Annotated in this window: 18 protein-coding genes, 1 tRNA gene and 1 pseudogene; 10 read left to right on the forward strand and 10 right to left on the reverse strand. The window is 37.3% G+C overall.

From position 1 onward, the window contains the following. Window positions 1-91: 91 nt before the first annotated feature. From mreC to BM327_RS06925, 5 genes are read left to right on the forward strand one after another with little or no spacing between them, the layout of a single operon-like run. Window positions 92-844 carry a rod shape-determining protein MreC gene (mreC, locus tag BM327_RS06905; RefSeq protein WP_170853702.1) on the forward strand — a complete coding sequence of 251 codons (753 nt, stop codon included), beginning with the start codon at window positions 92-94 and terminating at the stop codon, window positions 842-844. Continuing rightward, the gene (locus BM327_RS06910) at window positions 845-1,360 is read left to right on the forward strand and encodes a hypothetical protein (RefSeq protein WP_090247644.1); all 516 of its coding nucleotides are present in this window, start codon (window positions 845-847) and stop codon (window positions 1,358-1,360) included. Next, a complete protein-coding gene (locus BM327_RS06915; protein ID WP_090247645.1) occupies window positions 1,357-3,222 on the forward strand; it encodes a penicillin-binding transpeptidase domain-containing protein in 1,866 nt (621 codons plus the stop codon). Before BM327_RS06910 ends, BM327_RS06915 begins: the two co-directional genes overlap by 4 nt. Continuing rightward, a complete protein-coding gene (gene rodA / locus BM327_RS06920) occupies window positions 3,223-4,635 on the forward strand; it encodes a rod shape-determining protein RodA (protein ID WP_090247646.1) in 1,413 nt (470 codons plus the stop codon). Between the two features lie 11 nt (window positions 4,636-4,646). Then, window positions 4,647-5,492, forward strand: coding sequence for a CPBP family intramembrane glutamic endopeptidase (locus tag BM327_RS06925; protein WP_170853703.1), 846 nt, complete (start codon window positions 4,647-4,649; stop codon window positions 5,490-5,492). Between the two features lie 274 nt (window positions 5,493-5,766). Here BM327_RS06925 and BM327_RS06930 read toward each other — a convergent pair whose 3' ends face one another. From BM327_RS06930 to BM327_RS06975, 10 genes are all read right to left on the reverse strand, one after another. Then, window positions 5,767-6,279: an ExbD/TolR family protein gene (locus tag BM327_RS06930; protein WP_090247648.1), complete on the reverse strand. Its 513-nt coding sequence runs from the start codon at window positions 6,277-6,279 to the stop codon at window positions 5,767-5,769. A gap of 5 nt (window positions 6,280-6,284) precedes the next feature. After that, on the reverse strand, window positions 6,285-7,100 hold the full coding sequence (locus tag BM327_RS06935; protein WP_090247649.1) for an ExbD/TolR family protein: 816 nt from the start codon (window positions 7,098-7,100) through the stop codon (window positions 6,285-6,287). 4 nt (window positions 7,101-7,104) lie between these two features. Continuing rightward, a complete protein-coding gene (locus BM327_RS06940; protein ID WP_090247650.1) occupies window positions 7,105-7,587 on the reverse strand; it encodes a hypothetical protein in 483 nt (160 codons plus the stop codon). 38 nt (window positions 7,588-7,625) lie between these two features. Then, a complete protein-coding gene (locus tag BM327_RS06945; protein ID WP_090247651.1) occupies window positions 7,626-8,483 on the reverse strand; it encodes a MotA/TolQ/ExbB proton channel family protein in 858 nt (285 codons plus the stop codon). 76 nt (window positions 8,484-8,559) lie between these two features. After that, a tRNA-Ser gene (locus BM327_RS06950) sits at window positions 8,560-8,649 on the reverse strand. An 83-nt stretch (window positions 8,650-8,732) separates the two neighbouring features. Further along, window positions 8,733-9,761, reverse strand: coding sequence for an asparaginase (locus BM327_RS06955; protein ID WP_090247652.1), 1,029 nt, complete (start codon window positions 9,759-9,761; stop codon window positions 8,733-8,735). A gap of 16 nt (window positions 9,762-9,777) precedes the next feature. Continuing rightward, a complete protein-coding gene (locus tag BM327_RS06960) occupies window positions 9,778-10,557 on the reverse strand; it encodes a TatD family hydrolase (RefSeq protein ID WP_090247653.1) in 780 nt (259 codons plus the stop codon). A 1-nt stretch (window position 10,558) separates the two neighbouring features. Beyond that, the gene (locus tag BM327_RS06965; protein ID WP_090247654.1) at window positions 10,559-11,092 is read right to left on the reverse strand and encodes a CopD family protein; all 534 of its coding nucleotides are present in this window, start codon (window positions 11,090-11,092) and stop codon (window positions 10,559-10,561) included. Window positions 11,093-11,457: 365 nt separating this feature from the next. After that, window positions 11,458-13,218 carry an aspartate--tRNA ligase gene (aspS, locus tag BM327_RS06970; protein WP_090247655.1) on the reverse strand — a complete coding sequence of 587 codons (1,761 nt, stop codon included), beginning with the start codon at window positions 13,216-13,218 and terminating at the stop codon, window positions 11,458-11,460. 1,805 nt (window positions 13,219-15,023) lie between these two features. After that, window positions 15,024-16,310, reverse strand: coding sequence for an OmpA family protein (locus BM327_RS06975; protein ID WP_090247656.1), 1,287 nt, complete (start codon window positions 16,308-16,310; stop codon window positions 15,024-15,026). Between the two features lie 438 nt (window positions 16,311-16,748). On the opposite strand from BM327_RS06975, the pseudogene BM327_RS06980 reads away from it, so the two are divergent. From BM327_RS06980 to wecC, 5 genes and pseudogenes are all read left to right on the forward strand, one after another. Continuing rightward, window positions 16,749-17,705: pseudogene (locus BM327_RS06980) on the forward strand (SDR family oxidoreductase). A gap of 7 nt (window positions 17,706-17,712) precedes the next feature. Next, on the forward strand, window positions 17,713-18,993 hold the full coding sequence (locus tag BM327_RS06985; protein WP_090247657.1) for a nucleotide sugar dehydrogenase: 1,281 nt from the start codon (window positions 17,713-17,715) through the stop codon (window positions 18,991-18,993). Window positions 18,994-19,008: 15 nt separating this feature from the next. Beyond that, window positions 19,009-20,430 (forward strand): hypothetical protein, encoded by a 1,422-nt coding sequence (locus tag BM327_RS06990; RefSeq protein ID WP_090247658.1) that lies wholly within the window; start codon window positions 19,009-19,011, stop codon window positions 20,428-20,430. Between the two features lie 11 nt (window positions 20,431-20,441). Then, window positions 20,442-21,569 (forward strand): non-hydrolyzing UDP-N-acetylglucosamine 2-epimerase, encoded by a 1,128-nt coding sequence (wecB, locus tag BM327_RS06995; RefSeq protein ID WP_090248893.1) that lies wholly within the window; start codon window positions 20,442-20,444, stop codon window positions 21,567-21,569. Between the two features lie 22 nt (window positions 21,570-21,591). After that, entirely contained in the window at window positions 21,592-22,797 is a 1,206-nt protein-coding gene (gene wecC / locus BM327_RS07000) for a UDP-N-acetyl-D-mannosamine dehydrogenase (RefSeq protein WP_090247659.1), read from the forward strand. Window positions 22,798-22,856: the final 59 nt, after the last annotated feature.

The raw sequence follows: 22,856 nt of genomic DNA on the forward strand, positions 1-22,856 counted from the left end.
GCGTAATTTAATTGCTTTTTTTAGAAGATTTAGAATCTTTCTGGTCTTCCTAATCCTGCAAATTCTTGCGTTAACGTCTTATTTTTCTTGGGTGCAATATCCTAGAACACGTTTTTTTAATTCCAGTAATGGCGTTGCAGCAACTTTGTTGGATGCCCAGCAAGATGTGACCAAACATTTCTCTTTAGAAGAAGAGAATATTCGTTTGCAAGCAGAAATTGAGGAGTTGAAAGGAAAGCAATTAGAGAATTATATTGCCCTTTCCGAAGATAGAATCAAGATAGCAGATACCATTTTAGAATTACAGTTCGATTACATTCCCGCTGTTATTGTAAACTCTACGTATACCTACAAGAATAATTATTTCACTCTGAATAAAGGTGCTTCTTCGGGTATCGCTAGAGATATGGGGGTTATATCCTCTAACGGTGTAGTAGGAATTGTTTACGATGTTTCTCGTCACTATGCCGTGGTTAAATCTGTGCTTACAGAAAACATCAATATCCCAGCGGAAATTGTAAATGTACACGCTGGTGGATTGTTGAAGTGGGAGGGAACAGATAAAGATCCAAGAACCATTACCTTAACGGGTATTTCTAATGATATTCCTGTAGAATTGGGTTGGGAAGTTGTTACCAATAGTCAATCCGGACTCTTCCCTAAAAATCACCCCGTAGGTACCATAGATGCGATAGAAGAAATAGAAGGTAAGCCAGAATGGAAAATTACCGTGAAATTAGGTAACGATTTAAGAAGGCTGCAATCTGTTTTTGTGGTGGAGAATATTATGAAACTAGAAAAGGATTCTTTAGAGTCACTTTTCATAGATGAATTTATTAATTAGATGAATCCTGTAGTTAAACATACGTTACGTTTTATCGTGTTTGTCTTGGTACAGGCATTAATTATAGGTCAAATACCTTTCCCTCTAGGTATACATCCTATGATATATCCTTTGTTCATCCTGCTTTTACCTTTTGAAATGGGGTTGATAGGCGTGATGATTATTGCTTTTTTCTGCGGAATGAGCATAGATTTCTTTATGAATACTTTCGGACTCCATGCGAGTTCAGCTGTTTTAATTGCCTACTTACGACCAGAATTGTTTTCCCTTTTCTCTCCAAGAGATGGTTACGAAGGTTTTGAGGAAGGGAATATTTACCAAATGGGATGGCGTTGGTTCATTCCTGTGTTTGGTATTTTTACACTGGTACACCACCTTTACTTTTTCATTGTTGAGTACTTGAGTTTCAAAGAAATACTTTTTGTATTTCAAAAAACTATTTTAAGTGCAGCAATAACCCTATTTTTAGCAATCATCATACAAGTGCTATTCTTTAAGAAGGGGAAAAAGAAATGAATTTAGAAGCTAGAAGACTGGTTTTTTACGGACTTTTTGTTGCCATAGGATTGATCTATTCTATGCGTCTTTTCTATATGCAGGTGGTAGATGATAAGTGGAAAGAAAGAGCCGCTGAAGTATCACAAAAGAAACTAGAAATTAAGCCACCCCGTGGTATTATCTTCGATAGAAATCACAAGAAAGTAGTCTCTAACCAAACCTTCTATAACTTGATGTTTATTGAAAACAACATCGAAGATTTGGATACGCATGCTTTCGCACAGTTATTAAATGTACCGGATAGTTTTATACCTTATCGTTTCAACGAAATACGACGTAAACTAGACAGAAGAACCCGCAGTAAAATTACGGGTAATGATACCGTTGTGAACGATTACAGAGGCTATAGTTCTTATGCCTTTCTAACGCAGTTAACCCAAGATGAAATTTCGCGCATAGCTCCACGTTTGAGTCGCTTTAAAGGCTTTTACGAACAATCTATATCCATGCGTAATTATCCCTATCCGTATGGAGGAAATATTTTTGGTTACTTAAATGAAATTCGCTACAAAGAATTAAAGGCAGATCCCGTCTTTTATAACCAAGGAGATTATGTAGGAAGAACAGGTTTAGAAAATTATTATGAAAAGGAATTAAGGGGTAGGAAAGGTGTACATTACATCATTAAATCGGCTCGTGGTGGTATCGTTGAAACCTATGCCGGTGGAGCTTTGGATACGGCAGCAGAGCAAGGTCCGCCGTTGACCTTAGGTTTGGACATAGACTTACAGGCTTACGGAGAAAAATTAATGGTGAATAAGAAGGGATGTATAGTGGCCATAGAACCTTCTACGGGTGAAATTTTAAGTCTGGTATCCGCACCGAGTTATGATCCGAACATCATGGTGGGGTCAAGAAAGATCAAAGAGAATTATAAGAAGCTTGTAAATGATAGTTTAAAGCCTTTGTTTGCGCGACCACTACAAGCGGAATATCCTCCTGGTTCTATTTTTAAGTTGGTTCAAGCCTTGGTTGGTTTGCAAGAAGGTGTAATTACCGAACATACTGGTTTTCCGTGTACTAAATCTATGGTGGGGTGTCACAATCACCCCAATGCACAGAACATTCAAGATGCGGTTAAAATGAGTTGTAATCCTTATTTCTATTACGAAGTAAAACGTATTATTCAACAAGGAAAAGACAAGAGTATTTTTAAGGATGCAGCACAGGGATTAGACCTTTGGGAGAAGTACATGAATAGCTTTGGTCTAGGGATAAAACTGGGTACAGATATTTATGGAATACGCAGCGGAGTTATTCCAAACAGAGCATTTTACAACCGTTGGTATGGAGAGTATAGATGGGCTTTTAGTACCATTCGTTCGAATAGTATTGGTCAAGGAGAGGTGAAAGTAACCCCTCTACAAATGGCGAATCTCGCTGCGATAATAGCCAATAGAGGGTATTATTACACCCCGCACTTTGTTAAGTCTATAGGTGATGATGGTCCGAAAGAAGAGTATTTAGAACGCCACAACACCATGGTAGAGGCCAAACATTTTGAACCGGTAATCGAAGGAATGCGTCGTGTAATTGAAGAAGCAGGTGGTACCGCACGTGGAGCCTTTATCGACGGAATTACGATGGCGGGTAAAACGGGAACGGCTCAAAACCCACATGGTAAAGACCACTCTGTGTTTATTGCTTTTGCACCCATAGATAATCCAAAAATTGCCATTGCAGTTTTCGTAGAGAATGCTGGTTTTGGTGGAACATGGGCGGCCCCTATTGCGAGTTTGATGATAGAAAAATATTTGCGTGGTGAAATTACAAACGCACATAAGGAAGAAAGAATTCTAGAGGCGAACTTATTAGAGTAAATGGAGAGAAAGAATACATACGCCAAAAATTTAGATTGGTCCTTAATTTTTATTGTTGTAGCCATTATTATTATGGGTATAATTAATCTCTATTCGGCTGCTTACAATGAGGATAGACCCTTTTTATTGAATCTTAAAACCTTGTATGGTAAACAAATCATGTGGTTTGGTTTCGCGTGTTTTGCTGGCTTTGTAATAAGTTTAATTGATGCGCGGCATCTTAGAAAACTTACCATTCCAATTTACCTTTTTACCGTTTCTCTTTTAGTTGCAGTACTTTTTACAACTCCTATTAATGGTGCTCGTTCTTGGTTGGGCTTTGGTTCTTTCGGTATACAACCTTCTGAGTTTGCCAAATTGGGTATGGCCATGATGTTGGCTTATCAAATTTCAGGTATCAAATCTAAGGTGGTAAACATAAAAACGGTTACCGGAATCATAGCGGTATTATTGGTAACAATGGCCTTAATTTTAGCCCAAAATGATACCGGAACTTTTTTGGTATTCACGGCATTTTTGTTTGTGATGTATAGGGAAGGAATAACCTTTGATCCTTACGTACTGTTACTTACAAACAATATTTTGGGCTTGCGTTTGAAACATACGTGGGTAGGTGTTCACTTTATTCCTGTATTGTTCGTAGTGGTTTTCTTTAGTGTGATTGCATTAATTTTCGCAGATTCTGATCAATCCTTTACCCTGGGGTCTTTTGTACTCAATATACCTGGTTGGGCCTATGTATTAATTGTTTTATTGATAGGAGCACTCTTGGCTATATTTTTAATCAGCAGGTTTGCAACAACACGTAATAAGAAAAGACTAACCCTTATTGTAATCATCGGTTACATCAGTTTTTCAGTATTGAATGGTTTAATAGCAGTAGGATATCTAAAAGTCTTTCAGTCCCACCAGCGTACGCGTATAGATTTAGTGTTGGGGAAAATTAATTCTGAAGATGAGAAGGACGGTAAGGATTATAACCGTAACCGCGGTATGGCGGCTGTTGGTTCTGGCGGACTCCTAGGAAATGGATATAGAAACGCACATTTAGCTTCACCAGAAAGTGGGCACGTACCGGAAAGTGAAACCGATTTTATCTTCTGTGTGTTTGCCGAAGAATGGGGTTTTGTAGGATCTTTCATTGTAGTAATTCTCTTTACAGCGCTATTGATCAAGATCGTTACGATTGCTGAACGTCAGCGAAGCACATATTCTCGAGTATATGCCTATTCGGTGGCTATGATTATCTTTTATCACTTTGCCATTAATATTGGAATGAACCTAGGAGTTGCACCGGTAATAGGTATTCCCTTACCCTTTTTTAGTTATGGTGGAAGTTCTATGATTTCTTTTACGGTGATGATTTTTATCTTGCTCAAATTAGATGCACAACGTAAAGAAGTATTGTTTTAAGGATGAAGTGGATGAAGCAAATAGAGGATAGGAGTCCTTTTCTACAAGTACTAATCTTAATTTGCTTAGGATTAGTGTTTAGTGTAGTACTTGGAGCTATAGCTGTTAGTTTTTACAGTGGTGTTGTAAGTATGAATTTATTGGAGCATCCGTATACCATGGCAAAGGATCAACCTATTGCTTTTTTGTTGGTCAATCAAGTACCTTTTCAAGTAGGGATGTTTTTATTGCCGGCATTGATCTATAGAAGCTTTGAAAGAACAAAGTCAAAAACACGAAGAAAGGATGTGATCTGGGCTATTTTACTTTTTGCCAGTGTTATGTTATTACTACCTTTTTTAACTGACATCAATGCTGGATTACTCAAGGCCTTTGGCGCTTATGAAAATGCGTTAACTATAAAGGAAAATAGTGATGGCGTGATTCAGAATTTGGTGATGGATCAAAGTCCCATGGTTTTTGTTATGACAGTTCTGGTGATTGGAATAATTACAGGTACTGCAGAAGAATTCTTTTTTAGAGGTTTTGTGTACGATCATTTGGCAAAGAATTCAGGAAATAAGTGGTTGGCAATATTAGTGAGCGCTGCGTTCTTTGGAGTGCTTCATTTTAATTATGTACAAATCCTTCCGCTTTTAAGTTTTGGGATAGCATTAGCCTTGATTTATGAGTTTACCAACTCCTTAGTCATTAGCGCGGCATTACATGCCTTAAATAATACTGTAAATATTTATTGGATGTATACAGATTCTTTTCCGGAGTTTATGGATGAGCAAAATGTATTCATTTCAGCCTTAGGTTTAGTATTACTGCTCTCACTCATCCTTTTGAAAAGAAAAGCCCTACGCTTGAAGTAAATCAACTTATAAGTGAACTAACAGTTCTTGCGGAAGTATAAGTCATGGACACCTAATGCAACCACCTTCTTGTTTTTATCTATCCCTGAAGTAATTGTTCTGTCCAGGCATTTTGGTCATGTTGACCTTACCCTTTCGATTTCTTAAATCTTTGAATCATTCAATCCTTGAATCGTTGAATCCTTGAATTATTGAATCTTTGAATCCTTGATTCATTCACAAAAAAAAGAGGCAACCTTAAGGCTACCTCTTTTCAATTATTTTAGAGAGTAAACTAGTTGTTATCGATAGAATAACCCTTGTTGTTTCCTCTTTCTGCTGCGTGATAAGCAATTGTGTTAAAGTCTGCATTTTGCAATTCCTTTTTAGCATCAAATAAGATACCTACAGGAACTTGCTCATCTACTTTAAAACAAGTAACTACTTTCTCTTTTGGAGTAGCAAATCCTTTTGGCTTTTGCGTGTATTTGTCAGATTTCCATTCGTCAATCTTGTCAATATTACCCAAAATACCATCGTACTGTACAGCAACTCCTTTGTCAAACTTAGAAGCGTCACCAACGATAGGTTTACCTAAGTAAACGAAATCAACTTCACTTCTTTGTTTGTAGGGTGTTAAATCTGTAAGTCCAACTCCAGTAGCATTGTTTATACGTACCATAGGATCTATATCCTTAGTAGTGGTTGCTACCATGAAGAAGAACAACAACATAAATACAATATCAGGTAATGATGAAGTATTAATTGCTGGTGCTGACTTACCTTCGTTCTTTTTAAACTTTGACATATCGTTTAATTTTTTGGTGCAACTTCAATGATTTTCTCTGGGAAAAGAATTTTCAACAATTCAAGTCTTTCTTTGTATAAAGGAAGAATCGTTGGCATGTCTTCATTCTTGTTCTGCTCGTAGAATTTCTCCATTGTAGAGTATTTGATGTTGAAAAGCTTCATACTTTCCTCATCTCTCATCTCTGTAATCGCACGTTGAATTTCTGATTGTATCGCAATAAAGGCACTGTAGTCTGTAGCTATTTGAGGTACAATTCTAATGTGTGCTTCTCTTGCAATCTCAGGCATGATAGTCGCTCCACTTTCGCTGTATAAATCAAAAGCTCTTTGCTTTTTCTCCCACTCAGAAAGCTTGTTCATTTGAAGCTCGTAGTATTGTCCCCAGTAATCTGAAGGATCTCTTTCCATTTCTGCTTCAATACGCTCTATCTCTGCGTTCACTTGTGCTAAACCACCATCAATCACTTGACGCGTAATGTTTGCGTAGTAAGGGTAATTTAATTTACGCTCACCAGCCGACTTTCCTCTGTTAGCAAGGAAGAAGTGCTTAATACGTCTGTGTAAGTTGTCGATTTCTTCTACAGGTAAGATAGAGTCACGAACAAACATTTCTTGTCTGTCGTTAATCTTAATCTCGTAGATGTTTTTCTCTTCAACTTTTGGTGGTTTTTCCATTTCAATGTCTAATTTCTTCGGGATCTGTCTCAAGTAACCCGCGTCTTTATCCATTGTAGTGGTAACCAAGAAGAAAATCAAAAGCAAGAACGCGATATCTGCCATCGATCCAGCATTTATTTCCGGTATTTCTCGCTTAGACATATTCTTAATTTTTTCTTACTAAATTGATAACTGGCCCTAATAAGATAGCTGCAATACCAACAATTAATGTGATTGCTGCTGTCCAAATTCCAGCTGTAGATGAGTCGATAACACTTTGTTCAACTTGTACATCTTCAGCTAATCTTAAGGTTTCATTTGTATCAGCAGTACCGATAGCGTTAAGTATAACGTAAAGGATACCTACTAAAATGATTCCCAAGATAGACTTGATTGCTTTTTTAGGCTGTGTAATCAATAAGATTACGAAGAAAGCCAATACTAAAAACGCACATAACCCGATAGCAACGAAGCTAAACATAGTTGTTGACGTTAATAAACCTCCTTCTCTAAATTCTTCAACTACCTCTGGTGCACTGTTCTCAACGTGAACGCCTGAGAACATAACCGATAGTCCTAAGATCAATATAGGGACAATAATGGCCAACTTAATTGCCATCCCTATTATGTTCGTTGTTTTATTTTCCATTATAGTATGGATTTAAAAGTTCGTAACTCGTGCTCTGCTTACTTAGAAGTAATTTTGTACTTCAACATCATATCTACTAAAGAGATAGATGCATTTTCCATTTCATTCACTAAACCGTCAATTTTAGATACGATGTAGTTGTAGAAAATTTGTAAGAAGATCGCAGCGATCAAACCGAATACTGTAGTCAATAAGGCTACTTTAATACCTGCTGCTACTGTAGTTGGAGATACCTGACCATCCTCAACGATTTTATCGAAGGCGAAGATCATACCAATTACTGTACCCATGAACCCTAACATTGGTGCCAATGCGATGAATAAAGAAATCCAAGAAACTCCTTTTTCTAATTGTCCCATTTGAACACCACCGTAAGAAACAACTGATTTCTCAACCATTTCGATTCCCTCGTCAGCTCTATCTAAACCTTGGTAGAAGATAGATGCGATTGGTCCTCTTGTGTTTCTACACAATTCTTTAGCTTCAGCAACTCCACCTTTCGCTAAGGCTGCTTCAACATCTTCTAAGAATTTGTTTGTGTTGATTGATGCTAAGTTTAAGTAAACGATACGCTCAATACATAAAGCCATACCAATTACTAAACAGATCAATACGAAAGACATCCAGAATGGATCACCTTCGATGAACTTTTGCTTTAAAGTACCTGTAAAGTTTAAAGGTGCTTTTTCTTCAGCTGTTGCAGCTTCTGCTGGAGCTGTTTCTGTTTCAGTTGCTTCTGCAACCGGACTTGCTGTTTCTGAAGAATCTGCTTCAGTCATTGCTGTTGTTTCAACTGCCTGAGTTGTTGTAGAATCACCTTCTTCTGCTAATACTCCGTTAACAAAACCGAACGTCATCATTCCGGCGATCATCAAAGAACTTATTACTTTTTTCATGTTCTCAAAGATTAATTTTAATCGTATTCCTAGTTTATAATTATGCCTAAATTAATAAAATTCTGACAGTTCACTGCGGAGAGAGAGGGATTCGAACCCTCGGTTCCGATGCAATCGGAACACTCGCTTTCCAGGCGAGCCAGTTCAGCCACTCCTGCACCTCTCCTCAATTTCTTGTCAAAATTAGAGCGCTAATGTACAAAAAAAATGCAACAAGCATTAAGTGCCTAGATTACCAAAAGGTTAACACTATGGCTGCATTTCCCCTACTATATCTCGCTTTAGTGCGGCAATACACTCATCCTTAGAGCTGTATCTTCCTAATACATACATCAATTTAGCTAGCGCAGACTCAGTTGTTAAATCTTTTCCGTTTACTACACCTGCTTTATTGAAAAAGGAACTGCTTTCATACAAACCTTGTTGTACAGAACCAGACGCACATTGTGTAATATTAAGTATTATTCCGCCCGAGGTAGTGAATTTTGTGATTAAGTCTTGTAACTGTTTATTGTGTGGTGCATTTCCTGCTCCAAATGTTTCCAAAACGATGGCTTTGGTGTGTGCAATGTCAAATAATCCGGCATACATCTTCATGTTGATACCAGGATATAATTTTAACAAGGCGATGTCTTCTTCAAAGTCGGTAAACAAGGTTAAGTCTTGTATAGAAGTACGGTAAAGATTTTGGAAGTGATAATTTATGTCTACCCCGGCAATGGCTAATTCTTGATAGTTGGGTGATTGAAACGCTTCAAAATGTTTTGCGGATACTTTTGTAGTTCTGTTTCCTCTGTACAGGGAATATTCAAAGTATATGGCAACCTCTTGAATTAAAGGCATACCTTTTTCATCCTTACTTGCCGCGATCTCTATAGAGGTGATTAAATTTTCTTTCCCATCCGTTCTTATGGTACCTATGGGAAGTTGAGAACCAGTCAATATCACAGGTTTTCTTAATCCTTGCAACATGAAACTCAAACCAGAAGCTGTAAAAGCCATGGTGTCTGAGCCGTGTAAAACCACAAATCCGTCGTAATCGTTGTAGTTTAATTCAATTTGTTGCGCAATACGTGCCCAATCTTTGGGGTGCATGTCCGAAGAATCTATAGGGTCGTCAAAAGAGATGGAAGATAAGTCTACGTTGAGTCTGTCCAATTCTGGGACCTGGGCATTAAGATGTTCAAAATCAAAGGCACGTAATTCACCCGTGATGTTGTCTTTCATCATTCCTATGGTTCCACCTGTATATATCAATAAAACTTTTGCGTTTTCCATTTCCTAGATTCTGGGTTTAAGCATTTTGTATTTTGGGAAAAAGCTCCTCCGCATTTTGTGTAGTAATCCTTGCTATTTCCTCTACAGGAATCTCATAAATATCGGATAATTTATCGGCAATAAAAGGAATGTATGCGCTTTCATTTCTTTTTCCTCTGTTGGGTGAAGGCGCTAAGTAAGGCGAGTCTGTTTCAAGAACAAGATGTTCTAAAGGAATTTCCTTCACAACTTTATCAAGTCCTGCCTTTTTAAAGGTAACAACACCACCTATTCCCATTTTAAACCCTCCATAGTTGATGATTTTCTGGGCTTGTTCTACGGTTCCTGTAAAACAATGGAAAACACCCGTTAAGTTTTCATCGTTGTGTTGGTTAACAATCTCAAAGATTTCATCAAAAGATTCTCGGGCATGTATAACGATAGGAAGTTTTAGCTCTTTGGCCCAAAGCAATTGTTGTTCAAAGGCTTTTTGTTGTTGTGCTAAAAGTGTTTTGTCCCAGTACAAATCTATCCCTATTTCTCCAACCGCAACATAGGGTCTAGCAAACAATTCTGCCCTAACCTGTGCTAATTGCTGGTCAACATCTTCGCTAACGTTAGAAGGATGTAGTCCCATCATACTGAAACAATTCTCAGGGTACTTTTCTTCCAAAGCATTCATCGCTTCGACCGTATCTAGATCTATGTTAGGAAGGAGTAATTTATGCACTCCGGCATCTAATGCACGTTGAATAACAGCGTCGTATTCTCCTTCGAATTTTTCTGAAAATAAATGGGTGTGTGTATCTATGTACATCTTAAGATTTTCTGAATTTTTTATACAATTTAATGGCGATCATGAGTCCAACGCCAACACCAAAGAACCCGAGCGTGGCCAAGACCCAATTTGTAGCGTCTTTTTGCATGACTACAAATACAATTGCGACCATAAATAAAGTTGCGAGTTCATTCCAAAACCTCAATTGAGTTGAGCTCCATTTGATTTCGTCGCTCTGGAATTTTTTAAATATGCGATGACAAACAAGATTGTAGACAACCAAAAGCACCAACAAATTAAGTTTTACATGCATCCATCCTGCTTTGAGAAGGAAAGGCTGTTCTATAAAAAGCCAAACTCCGAAACAAATGGTTAAGAGCATTGCAGGTAGGGTAATGATGTACCAAAGTTTACGCTGCATAAACTTAAGTTGGTCTGAAATAATTTCCTTTTCAGGGGAAGCTTTTAATTGCGCTTCAGCATGATAAATAAAGAGACGGACGATGTAAAAGAGTCCGGCAAACCAAGAAATCACAAAGATGATGTGCAGGGCTTTAATTGCTTGTATACTCATGGCCCCAAAGTTATGGATTATTTGGAAGATGCGTGATTCAAAGATTTGAGAATTCAAAGATTCAAGAAATCGTCTCCCAGTTATCGCTCAGCATGAAGCTCAGCTCGGGAATCGGTAATTGAACGATTAAACGATTCAATGATTAAACGATTCAAATTTGAGGGATTTGAAAGATTTGTCTTTCTATATTTAGTCAATACACACTACTCACACTCAGTACTGTTTTTAAATCTTTAAATAGCAAACTGCAAGTTTGCACTTAAATTTTTAAATCAATCCCTCGAATGCTTCGAATCATTCAAATCCCTCAAATAAAAAAAGGTCAACCCTAAAGTTGACCTTTTCAATCATTTATTCAAGTAAACTTACTCAGCACTTTGAATGTTCAAAGCCAAGCTCAATTCAGTTAATTGTTCGTCGTTCAAGGCAGCAGGTGCATCTATCATTACGTCTCTACCGCTGTTGTTTTTAGGGAAGGCAATGTAATCTCTAATAGAAGCAGATCCACCCATGGTAGCGACCAATCTATCCAATCCGAAAGCCAATCCTCCGTGTGGGGGCGCTCCGTATTCGAAGGCACTCATTAGGAAACCAAATTGTTCTTCAGCTTCTTCTTTTGTGAATCCTAGTAAATCGAACATCTTCGCCTGTAATTCTCTATCGTGAATACGTATAGATCCTCCACCTAATTCAACACCATTCATGGCCAAATCGTAAGCATTTGCTCTTACCTTACCTGGTTCTGTTTGTATCAAGGCAATATCCTCTTGTTTTGGTGAAGTGAAAGGGTGGTGCATTGCGTGGTAACGACCGCTTTCCTCATCCCATTCCAAAAGAGGGAAATCTACAACCCATAGCGGTTTGAATACATTTGGATTTCTTAATCCCAATTCATCTCCCATATGTAAACGCAATTCATTCATTTGATTGCGTGTTGTATTTAAATCACCAGATAATACCAATAATAAGTCACCTGGTTTTGCATTGGCTTTATCAGCCCACGCTTGTAAATCTTCTTGTGAGTAGAACTTGTCTACAGAAGATTTGAAAGATCCATCTTCGTTACACTTCACGTAAACCAATCCTTTCGCACCAATTTGCGGACGTTGTACCCACTTTGTTAAAGCGTCTAATTGTTTTCTGGTGTAAACTGAACATTGCTCAGCATTAATTGCTAATACAACTTCTGCATCATCAAAAACTTTGAACCCTTTGTTTTGAGCAACATCGTTTAAGTTGACGAACTCCATACCAAAACGTATGTCTGGTTTATCAGAACCATACTTCTCCATCGCTTCAGCGTAGGTCATACGTGGGAAAGTCTCATCCAATTCCACATTTCTACACGTTCTGAACAGGTGTTGTACCATTTTTTCGAAAGTGTTCAAAATGTCTTCCTGCTCAACAAAGGACATCTCACAGTCTATCTGTGTAAACTCTGGCTGACGGTCGGCTCTTAAATCCTCATCTCTAAAACACTTCACAATTTGGTAGTAACGGTCGTAACCAGAAACCATCAATAATTGTTTGAAAGTCTGTGGAGATTGTGGCAAAGCGTAAAACTCACCTTCATTCATTCTACTTGGAACAACGAAATCACGTGCACCTTCAGGTGTAGATTTAATCAAGTAAGGAGTTTCAACATCTATGAAAGCTTCAGAGTCTAAGAACTTACGCGTTTCTAAAGCTACTTTATTACGCAATGCAAGTTTTTCTTTCACTACATTTCTACGTAAATCCAAGTAACGGTATTTTGCTCTAAGCTCTTCACCACCATCTGTATCATCCTCTATAGTGAAAGGAGGCGTTTTAGAGGCGTTTAAAATATTGATTTCAGAAGCGATAATTTCTATCTCTCCAGTTGGAATATTTGTGTTCTTGCTAGATCTTTCCTTAACGGTTCCTTTAACTTGAATGACGAACTCACGTCCTATTTTTCGAGCTTGAGTAGCCAAATCTGCATTATCATCACTGTTCAATGTGATTTGTGTAATTCCGTAACGGTCTCTAACATCTATAAATGTTAATCCACCCAATTCTCGTGAACGTTGAACCCAACCACTTAAGGTTACTTCTTGACCAACGTTATCTATTCTTAATTCACCGCAAGTATGTGATCTATACATTTCATTCTATTTAGTGCTGCAAAAATAGGAAGCTTAATTGAGAATTAAGAATTAAGAAGAAAGAATTACTGGGGTGGATTAGAATCTAGAGCGTCTTTTAATTCATTAAACTTTGTTTAGGTTGAAATATGAATGATCGAGTGTGACTCAATTTGTAACCAGTGAAGCGTTCTCTAAATACGCTTTTAATTTTTAAGTTAAAGCAACAACACAAGGATTGCATAATGTAATAGGTGTTAAATATTTTGCATTTTGTCAAAATTCCAATACTTTTAAGCAAGTAAGTAAATTAGCTTATAAATTTCGACCCCTAAATCCTCACTGTTCCTAGTGGGGATTTAATTTTAATCACCTTACTTAAATTCAACAATTCAACAATTCAAGGATTCAAATTTGATTAATTTGTAATTTAAACCACGCCTAAACTTCTTGCTCTATACTCACACTATGAACTGTCTCTGCTCATTGTTATTCTTTAAATCCTTAAAAAATTCACGCAGTGAAGACTTAAATTTTTAAATCTCCCTGGTTCTAATCCCAAACTCTCAAACCATCAAACAACAGCACCCACTTGCGAGAATCCACAGTTGACAAGTGTTCCTTCATGTCCTATCTTTGAAACAAGCTAATCAACCTAACCTAGCCCCGACCTAAAAACCTATCTAACCTAACCAATGTAAAAGTAAAGCCTCGTTTAATCCGCGGGGCTTTTTGCTTTTGACTACGTGCTAGGGTTCTGTTCATTTCTTTTCCATCGATGAAAAGAAACGAACCAAAGAAAAATCTAGTCGAATCTTAGGAGATTTTCCAACTTTTATCAAAGTTGAAAACCGTGGCTCAGACTACGCTACGTGCTCTTTTCCGATTAACATCGGAACGCATCTCCGCAAGTCAGACCACTATCTCTTAAGATACGACGACTTTCATAGAATACTACCGCTTCATTTTGTAGGAACATTATTATTTCGTTCATACTTCCTGCCCAATACTCCATCCTAATACTGTATTTCCTTTTTTTAAATCTTTAAAAAATTCACGCAGTGAAGACTTAAATTTTTAAATCTCCTTGTTTCCAACCTCTAACTATCGAACAGTCAAACCATCAAACAAAAGCACCCACTTGCGAGAATCCACAGTTGACAAGTGTTCCTTCATGACTTAACTTTGAAACAAGCTAATCAACCTAACCTAGCCCAGACCTAAAACCTATCTAACCTAACCAATGTAAAAATAAAGCCTCGTTTAATCCGCGGGGCTTTTTGCTTTTGACTACGTGCTAGGGTTCTGTTCATTTCTTTTCCATCGATGAAAAGAAACGAACCAACTTGGACGATTCAAAGATTCAACAATTCAATAATTCAAGGATTTAAATTTGATGGATTTGAGGAATTTGATGATTTATTTTAACAGGTTTTATCACACAATTTCTTCTATACTCACTACTCAAACTCTTTGCTGTTTTTGCTGGGTTCACTTCCCGTCGCTTATTCTTGTTTTAATAAAAAATGTTTTCAAGGCCAGGGTAGATTCAACAATTTGAGCGATTTGAAGAATTTGTAATTTAAACCACGCCTAAACTTCTTGCTCAATACTCACACTGTATGCTGTTTTTTCTCACACTGTATGCTGCTTTTTCTCACGCTCATCACTGTCCTTAAATCTTTAAATAGTAAACCAAAAGTTTGCACTTAAATTTTTAAATCAACCCCTCAAATCTTTCAAATCATCAAATACTTGAATTTTTGAATAAAAAAAAGAGGCTAACCCAATCAGGTAGCCTCTTTTTGTTTGAAAGTTATTATTAATTATTTCGCAAAAGAGAATTCAGCTCTTCTGTTAATAGCTCTACCTTCAGCAGTTGCATTAGAAGCGATTGGTTGCGTTTCACCGTATTCGTTCATAGTAATTCTGCTTGACTCAACACCTTGTGTAGTTAAGAAGTTCATTACTGCTGCAGCTCTCTGCTTAGATAAGTTTTGATTGTATTTTTCAGATCCAGAGTTATCTGTGTGACCGTCAACTACTAATTTGTAAGATGGGTTGTCTTTCATCACTTTCGCAACGTTTTTCAAGATCAATTTATCACCTTCTTTCAAGATAGCTTTGTTTAAGTCAAAGTTAACCATCATGTTTGGCATGATTCCTCCGAAGTCACCGCCTTTAGATGGACATCCACCTTCTGAAGCAACACCTGCTTCGTTTGGACAGTTGTCTTTATCATCAGCAACACCATCACCATCAGCATCAGGACATCCGTTAGCAGAGAATAAACCTGCAGTTTCAGGACACGCATCAAACTCATCAGCAACACCATCACCGTCAGTGTCAACCATTACTTCGATTTCTTCACCTTTAGTATTAACTGTAGCTCCTTCTGGAGTATTGTTGTCTTGGTCTAAGTAGTTTGCAACACCATCGTTGTCATCATCCTTCATACCTTGCTCTATCGCGTCCAAACGAGCTTCGTACTCAGCATTTCTATTTCCAGTTGGTGTCCAATCAGCGTGAGAATCTTTTTTACCTAAGTAAACGTTTAATCCTACAGACTGTGTCCAGAAGTATCCATCGAATCCATTTCTGTCATAACCTGGTTCAAAATCGAAATTTGTTTGCTTCGACATAAACATTACTGCAGAAAGATCTAAGTACATAGACACTCTTTCACCTAACTTCACTCTCGGGGATAGACCCATGGTAAAGTTAGGAAATTTATCATCAAAACCAAAGTTTCCTCTTTCCCATGAAGCTCCCCAACCTCCACCAAAATGGTAGGTTAAACCAAGGTGATTTGTAAAAGTTTCAAGGTTTAGGATATCAGTTAAATTAAATACTCCTTGTATGCTTGAGTGCATTAAGTTGGTGTTCTCATAAGTTTCAAAAGCAAGATTGGCCATTAAACCTACTTTAGAGTTAAACATGTAACGAACATTTCCTCCCATGTGATGGAAAATTTGTCCTCCATGACTTTCTTGAATTACATTAGGAAAGTGCGATCCGTACTCTAAACCGAGAGACCACTTGTTCATGTCAATTTGTTGGCCGAATAAGGATCCAAAGCTTAGGATGCTTACAAAAGTTAGAATTTTTTTCATAGTTATTGTTTTTCAAACGCCACAAAGATAACTTTTCTGATAAATCAGCTTCTAAAAAGAGAAATTAATTTAATGTTACCAATGGGCTGTTATGTTAGCTGTTACGACGTGATTGTCAAATTAGTTACAGTCAAAATAAAAATAAATTTCAACTCTACTAAGGGAATAGTGAGATAATTGTGTTTGGTTATTGAGTATGGTGCCAGAAGTTTGAGCGGAATTCGACGATTATTGTAGTTGTAAAATTTAGGTTTTTCCCTAACTAGTTTAAGAGAGACCCCCCCCCTGAAAAGTGTCGAAGTACACCAGATTGAGTATTAATGACCGCCGAGGTAGGTGCTATTCAATTATTAACTCAAGCTTAACGAATATGAAGTCATGGATTTGACAATTATTATACTATTTTTGCGACGTTTATAGAGAAAAACAATCAACTCAATGCACGAAAAAATACTAATTACTGGTGGAGCTGGTTTTATAGGCTCGAATCTTTGTGAATATTTTCTAAGTAAGGGTTTTGATGTTGTTTGTTTGGATAACCTGTCAACAGGTCGCTTGTCTAATATAGAAGAATAAAGAGGTCAGGATGGTTTTTTGTTTGTTGAAGGGGATGTTAGAGATATAGGAACATGTAAAAAGGCGGTACAGGGTTGTGCCTATGTTTTACATCAAGCAGCGATTGGTTCTGTTCCACGTTCTATTGACAATCCTTTGCGAACAAATGACAACAATGTCAATGGCTTTTTAAACGTTTTAGTGGCTGCTAGGGACGAGAAGGTGAAACGTATGGTCTACGCTGCGAGTTCATCTACATATGGAGATTTGGCTGAAATGCCAAAAGTGGAAGACAGAATAGGGATGCCCTTGTCTCCTTACGCGGTTTCAAAATATGTGAATGAATTGTATGCCCATGTATTCGCATTAAATTATGGAATGCAACTCGTAGGCTTGCGGTACTTTAATGTATTTGGAAAGAACCAAGATCCGAATGGTGCGTATGCTGCTGTAATACCGAAATTTATCGAGATGATGAAGAAGGGTGTTTCTCCGACGGTATATGGTGATGGAACACAATCACGGGACTTTACACATGTGAGTAATGTTCTTTTGATGAATGAGCTTGCACTGTTTTCGGAAGATGAAAGGGTGTTGAATACGGTTTTTAATACGGCTTGTGGGCAAAACACGAGTCTCTTGGAGTTGTTTGAGATGATCAAAGAACAACTTTTGACCAAAGATGCTGGCTTTGATAAGCTTGAATTGAAATTTGAGACAGAGCGTTTAGGAGATGTTAAACATTCTCAGGCAAGTATAGAAAAAGCATATCAAATTTTAGGATATAAACCCGTGACGAAAATTAGGGATGGTATAAGAGAATTGGTTGGAGAATTATAATAATAGAATGAGTAAAGATAAGATAGCAATAATAGGTTTAGGGTATGTTGGTCTTCCTTTGGCGAGGTTACTAGCTACGAAATACCCGGTTGTCGGATTTGATATTAATAAAGATAGAGTTGATGAGTTAAACAGCGGACATGATTTTACCCTTGAGGTAGAGGACGACGTGTTAAAAGCTGTTTTGAAATCAGCTCCGAACAACGAGATAGGTTTGTATAATTCCGCTGCATTGGAAGATATTGCGGATGCAAATATTTATATAGTTACCGTACCTACTCCCGTGGATAGACACAATAAACCAGACTTAACACCTTTGTATAGAGCATCGGAAACAGTTGGTAAGGTGTTAACGAAGGGAGACATAGTGATCTATGAATCTACCGTGTACCCGGGTGTGACAGAAGAAGAATGTGTTCCGGTATTAGAGCGTGTAAGTGGCTTGAAGTTCAATGAAGATTTTTATGCGGGATACTCACCAGAGCGTATCAACCCAGGGGATAAAGAACATACCGTTGAGAAAATCTTAAAAGTGACTTCTGGATCAACGCCCGAAATAGGACAAAGAGTAGATGCTTTGTATAGAAGTGTAATAATTGCAGGAACGCATTTAGCACCTACCATTAAAGTGGCGGAGGCTTCAAAAGTGATAGAAAACTCACAACGAGATATCAACATTGCTTTTGTAAATGAATTGGCGAAAATATTTAATCTGTTAGAGATAGATACCCAAGCAGTGTTAGACGCAGCTTCTACAAAATGGAACTTCCTGCCCTTCAAGCCAGGATTAGTTGGCGGACATTGTATAGGCGTAGACCCTTACTATTTGGCTCAAAAAGCCCAAGAGAAAGGATACCATCCAGAAATTATTTTAGCAGGACGTAGAATGAACGATGGCATGGGAGAATACGTAGCCTCTCAAATTGTGAAACAAATGATTAAAAAGGGGATTTCTATTTTAGATTCTACCCTTTTAATGATGGGAGTAACTTTTAAGGAGAACTGTCCAGATGTTCGTAATACAAAAATTGTGGATGTCATTAAATCATTAGAATCTTACGGAATAACAGTGGATATCTTTGATCCATGGGCAGAAAAAGAAGAAGTGATGGCGGAATACGGATTGGAGATTTACAATGAACAACCCGATAGTAAGTATGATGCTTTGGTGTTAGGAGTATCGCACAAAAAATTTCTATCCACAGATTTAACCATAAATAAAAAGGCAGTGTCCATTGTATACGACGTGAAAAGTGTATTGGGAGATGTTGCTGATGCTAAATTATAATCACATTCCTACTTAATGAATTTATCTATGCCTAATAAATCTGAAATTATATCGGAACATAGAAATGTTAGTATAGCTGATATTGAGTTAGATTTTTCTTTGTCAAAATTGAATGATGGAAAAGTAGACAGAAGTTTGGAGGAGTTTTTATTAGATGAGAAATTTATTACAGGAATAAAGTCCCTTTTTGGAGACAACAAGTTGAATTTAAGCGAAAATCGATCAGAGGATCATATTGCTTTAAGAGATTTAGAAGAAAATTATAAGTTTTCAATTGCTGAAGAAGTTAAAGCTGTAGAAGTCAAACAAAGTGACTTTATCAAACAGTTTCATAATGACGTCGATAGTGGTTTATTCGAAGCTGTTATTATTTTAGGAGTTGGTGGGAGTACTTTAGGTATTAGTTTGGTAGCTCAAGCACTTGAGGTAAATTTTGATACAAGTGTTGACTACTTGGTTGTTGATAATGTGGATAGTTTTTTTGTAAACAAAGTAAGGAAAGACTACGATTTGTCCAAATGTCTGTTTGTGATTTCATCGAAAACATTTACAACACTTGAAACCATGACAATGGCTCGGGTTTTTAAGGATGAGTTAATTACATTAAAGGGAAGTAAAAGCACATGGCAAAGTAATTTCATTGCGATTACAGCAAATGAAAGTTTAGCACAAGATTTTGGGTTGGAAAAAAAGCGAGTATTTAGGTTTTGGGATTCTATTTCTGGACGATTTAGTATTTGGTCAGCAATAGGTATGCCTTTGGATTTAATTTTTGGTTCAGAAACTCATCTTGAATTAAGAAAAGGTGCTGCGAAATTGGATAAGGAAGTTATTGAAAATTTATCCATAGAAAACTCGGTGTTTCAATATGCTTACAGGCAGTATGTAAATTTGAAAGTTTTCGATTCAAAGGCTGAAGCCATCGTTGCTTATGATTCGTCATTGAGTAAATTGAGTGATTATTTGCAACAGCTCTATATGGAAAGCCTTGGTAAGGCATATACATCAGAAGGTGAACAGATACTTCAGTATACATGTCCACTTATATTTGGAGGTGTGGGGACAAATGATCAACATAGTTACTTCCAATTGTTACATCAAGGTAAGCAAGTAATTCCTGTCACTTTCATTGAAGTGAAAAATAAAAAAAGAGATAAGTATAACTTGCAAGGTGTGTTAAATAAAAACTTATCAGCACAGAGAAAAGCATTGTTTGAAGGCCGTTTACAAGAAGGAAAACCTTTGTGTAGGCAATTCTATGGAGGTAGACCAAATGTTAAGTTGAGTATGGAAGAATTGACTCCCTTTACGCTTGGACAGTTAATGGCGTTTTATGAGCATGTCGTGTTCGCTTTAAGCCAATTCCAACAAGTGAATTGCTTTGATCAATGGGGCGTAGAATTAGGTAAGGAACTTTACAAGGAAAATCAAAAGTGAGAAACAATAAATTGAAAACTACGAAGAAAGCACTGATTGTATTTGGTACGAGACCAGAGGCAATAAAAATGGCTCCTTTAGTTAAGGAGTTTCAAAAATCGAAGGAAATAGTAACTAGGGTCGCTGTTACTGGTCAACATAAAGAAATGTTGGATCAAGTATTAGCTTTTTTTGAAATTACTCCCGACTATGACTTAAGCTTGATGAAACCTAACCAAAACTTGTACAACTTAACCGGTGAAGTTATTGGTGGGATGAAACCCATTTTGGAAGAATTTCAACCTGACTATGTTTTTGTACATGGAGATACTACTACGACTATGGCAGCGGGCATAGCTGGCTTTTATTCAGGGGCTAAAGTCTGTCATGTAGAGGCAGGATTGAGAACGCACAATATGATGTCGCCGTTTCCAGAAGAAATGAATCGACAAGTCGCAGGAAGGGTAAGTACCTTTCATTTTGCACCAACAGATAAGTCAAAGTCAAATTTGATTCAAGAAAACGTTCCAGAAGCAAAAATTTTGGTAACGGGAAATACGGTAATCGATGCTTTGTTTGAATCTTCCAAGCGTGTGGAAACCTTAGAGAATGATGAAGTAAAAGCACTAAAAAAGGATGTCGATTTTTCTAAGCGAATTATTTTGGTTACGGGACATAGAAGAGAAAATCATGGTCAAGGTTTTATCAATATATGTGCTGCTTTAAAGGAGATAGCTGTAAATAATCAAGATGTAGAAATTGTTTATCCAGTTCACTTAAATCCCAATGTTCTTAAGCCGGTTAATGCATTATTAGGAGAGGTAAAGAATATACATTTGGTGGCTCCACTTTCATACCCCAGTTTTGTTTGGATGATGAACAAGTCCTACATGATCATTACCGATAGCGGAGGTGTACAAGAAGAGGCACCAAGTTTAGGAAAGCCTGTTTTAGTTATGCGTGATACAACGGAAAGACCAGAAGCTGTTGAAGCAGGAACGGTTATTTTAGTTGGTACGAATACAGATAAAATTGTCAGTGAAGCAGAGGCATTACTGCAGAATAAGGAAAAGTATAATTCAATGAGTGCACTACACAACCCTTATGGAGACGGAAAGGCGTGTAAAAGAATTGTTGAGTTCATACTTAAAGATAAGTAAAAAGGTTTTTAAAAATATAGAAATGAGTCAAGTTGTAACGATAGGTTTAGGATACATAGGTCTTCCGACCTCTGCATTGATAGCCCAAAATGGAATTTCTGTTCACGGTGTTGATATCAATCAAAAGGTGGTGGATACTATCAATGCCGGAAAAATTCATATAGTAGAACCTAGTTTGGATGAGGCAGTTGCTTCAGCCGTTGAGAAAGGATATTTAAAAGCGGACACAAAACCTGTTGAAGCAAATACCTATTTGATCGTAGTCCCCACTCCATTTAAAGGAAATCACGAACCTGATATTTCCTTTGTAGAAGCTGCGACCAAGAATATTCTTCCTTTCTTGAAAGAGGATGATTTATACATCATAGAATCTACCTCGCCTATCGGTACTACAGAGAAAATGATGGACTTGATTTATACGTCAAGACCAGAATTAAAGAATAAGTTAAACATAGCTTATTGTCCAGAACGTGTATTGCCAGGGAATGTGATGCATGAACTCGTATATAACGATAGAGTAATTGGTGGAGTGGATGAAAAATCAACACAGAAGGCCATTGCTTTTTACAGTCAATTCGTGAAAGGGGAGTTACATCCAACCAATGCGCGTACAGCTGAGATGTGTAAACTAACAGAAAACTCATCACGTGATGTGCAAATTGCATTTGCGAATGAACTTTCTTTGATTTGCGATAAAGCCGGTATCAATGTTTGGGAATTAATAGAATTAGCCAATAAGCACCCAAGAGTAAACATCTTACAACCTGGATGTGGTGTTGGGGGACATTGTATTGCAGTTGATCCTTATTTTATCACTGCGGAGTATCCTTTAGAATCAAAAATTATTGGTACGGCAAGAGAGGTAAATAATTACAAGTCTTTCTGGTGTGCTGAAAAGGTGAAAACGGCCAAGTTAGAATTCCAATTAAAACATGGAAGACGCCCAAGTGTTGCGATTATGGGACTTGCATTCAAACCAAATATTGACGATTTAAGAGAGTCTCCTGCAAAATACATCGCGCAAAAGATTTTGCAAGATGCGCAAGATGAGGAGTACTTTGTAGTAGAGCCAAATATTGAGGACCACAACGTTTTCAAATTAACGGATTACAAAACTGCTGTGGAAAAAGCAGACATCATCGCTTTATTGGTGGCACATGATGAATTTAAAGGAATGGATATCTCTGAAGATAAGGTTGTTCTTGATTTTTGTGGAGTTAAGAAATAACCAACAAAAATGGATGAGGGTATGTTAGAGGAGCCCAGGAGAATAGAATTGTTATTGAA

The sequence above is a fragment of the Lishizhenia tianjinensis genome (assembly GCF_900116425.1).
Classification (GTDB): Bacteria; Bacteroidota; Bacteroidia; order Flavobacteriales_D; family Crocinitomicaceae; genus Lishizhenia; species Lishizhenia tianjinensis.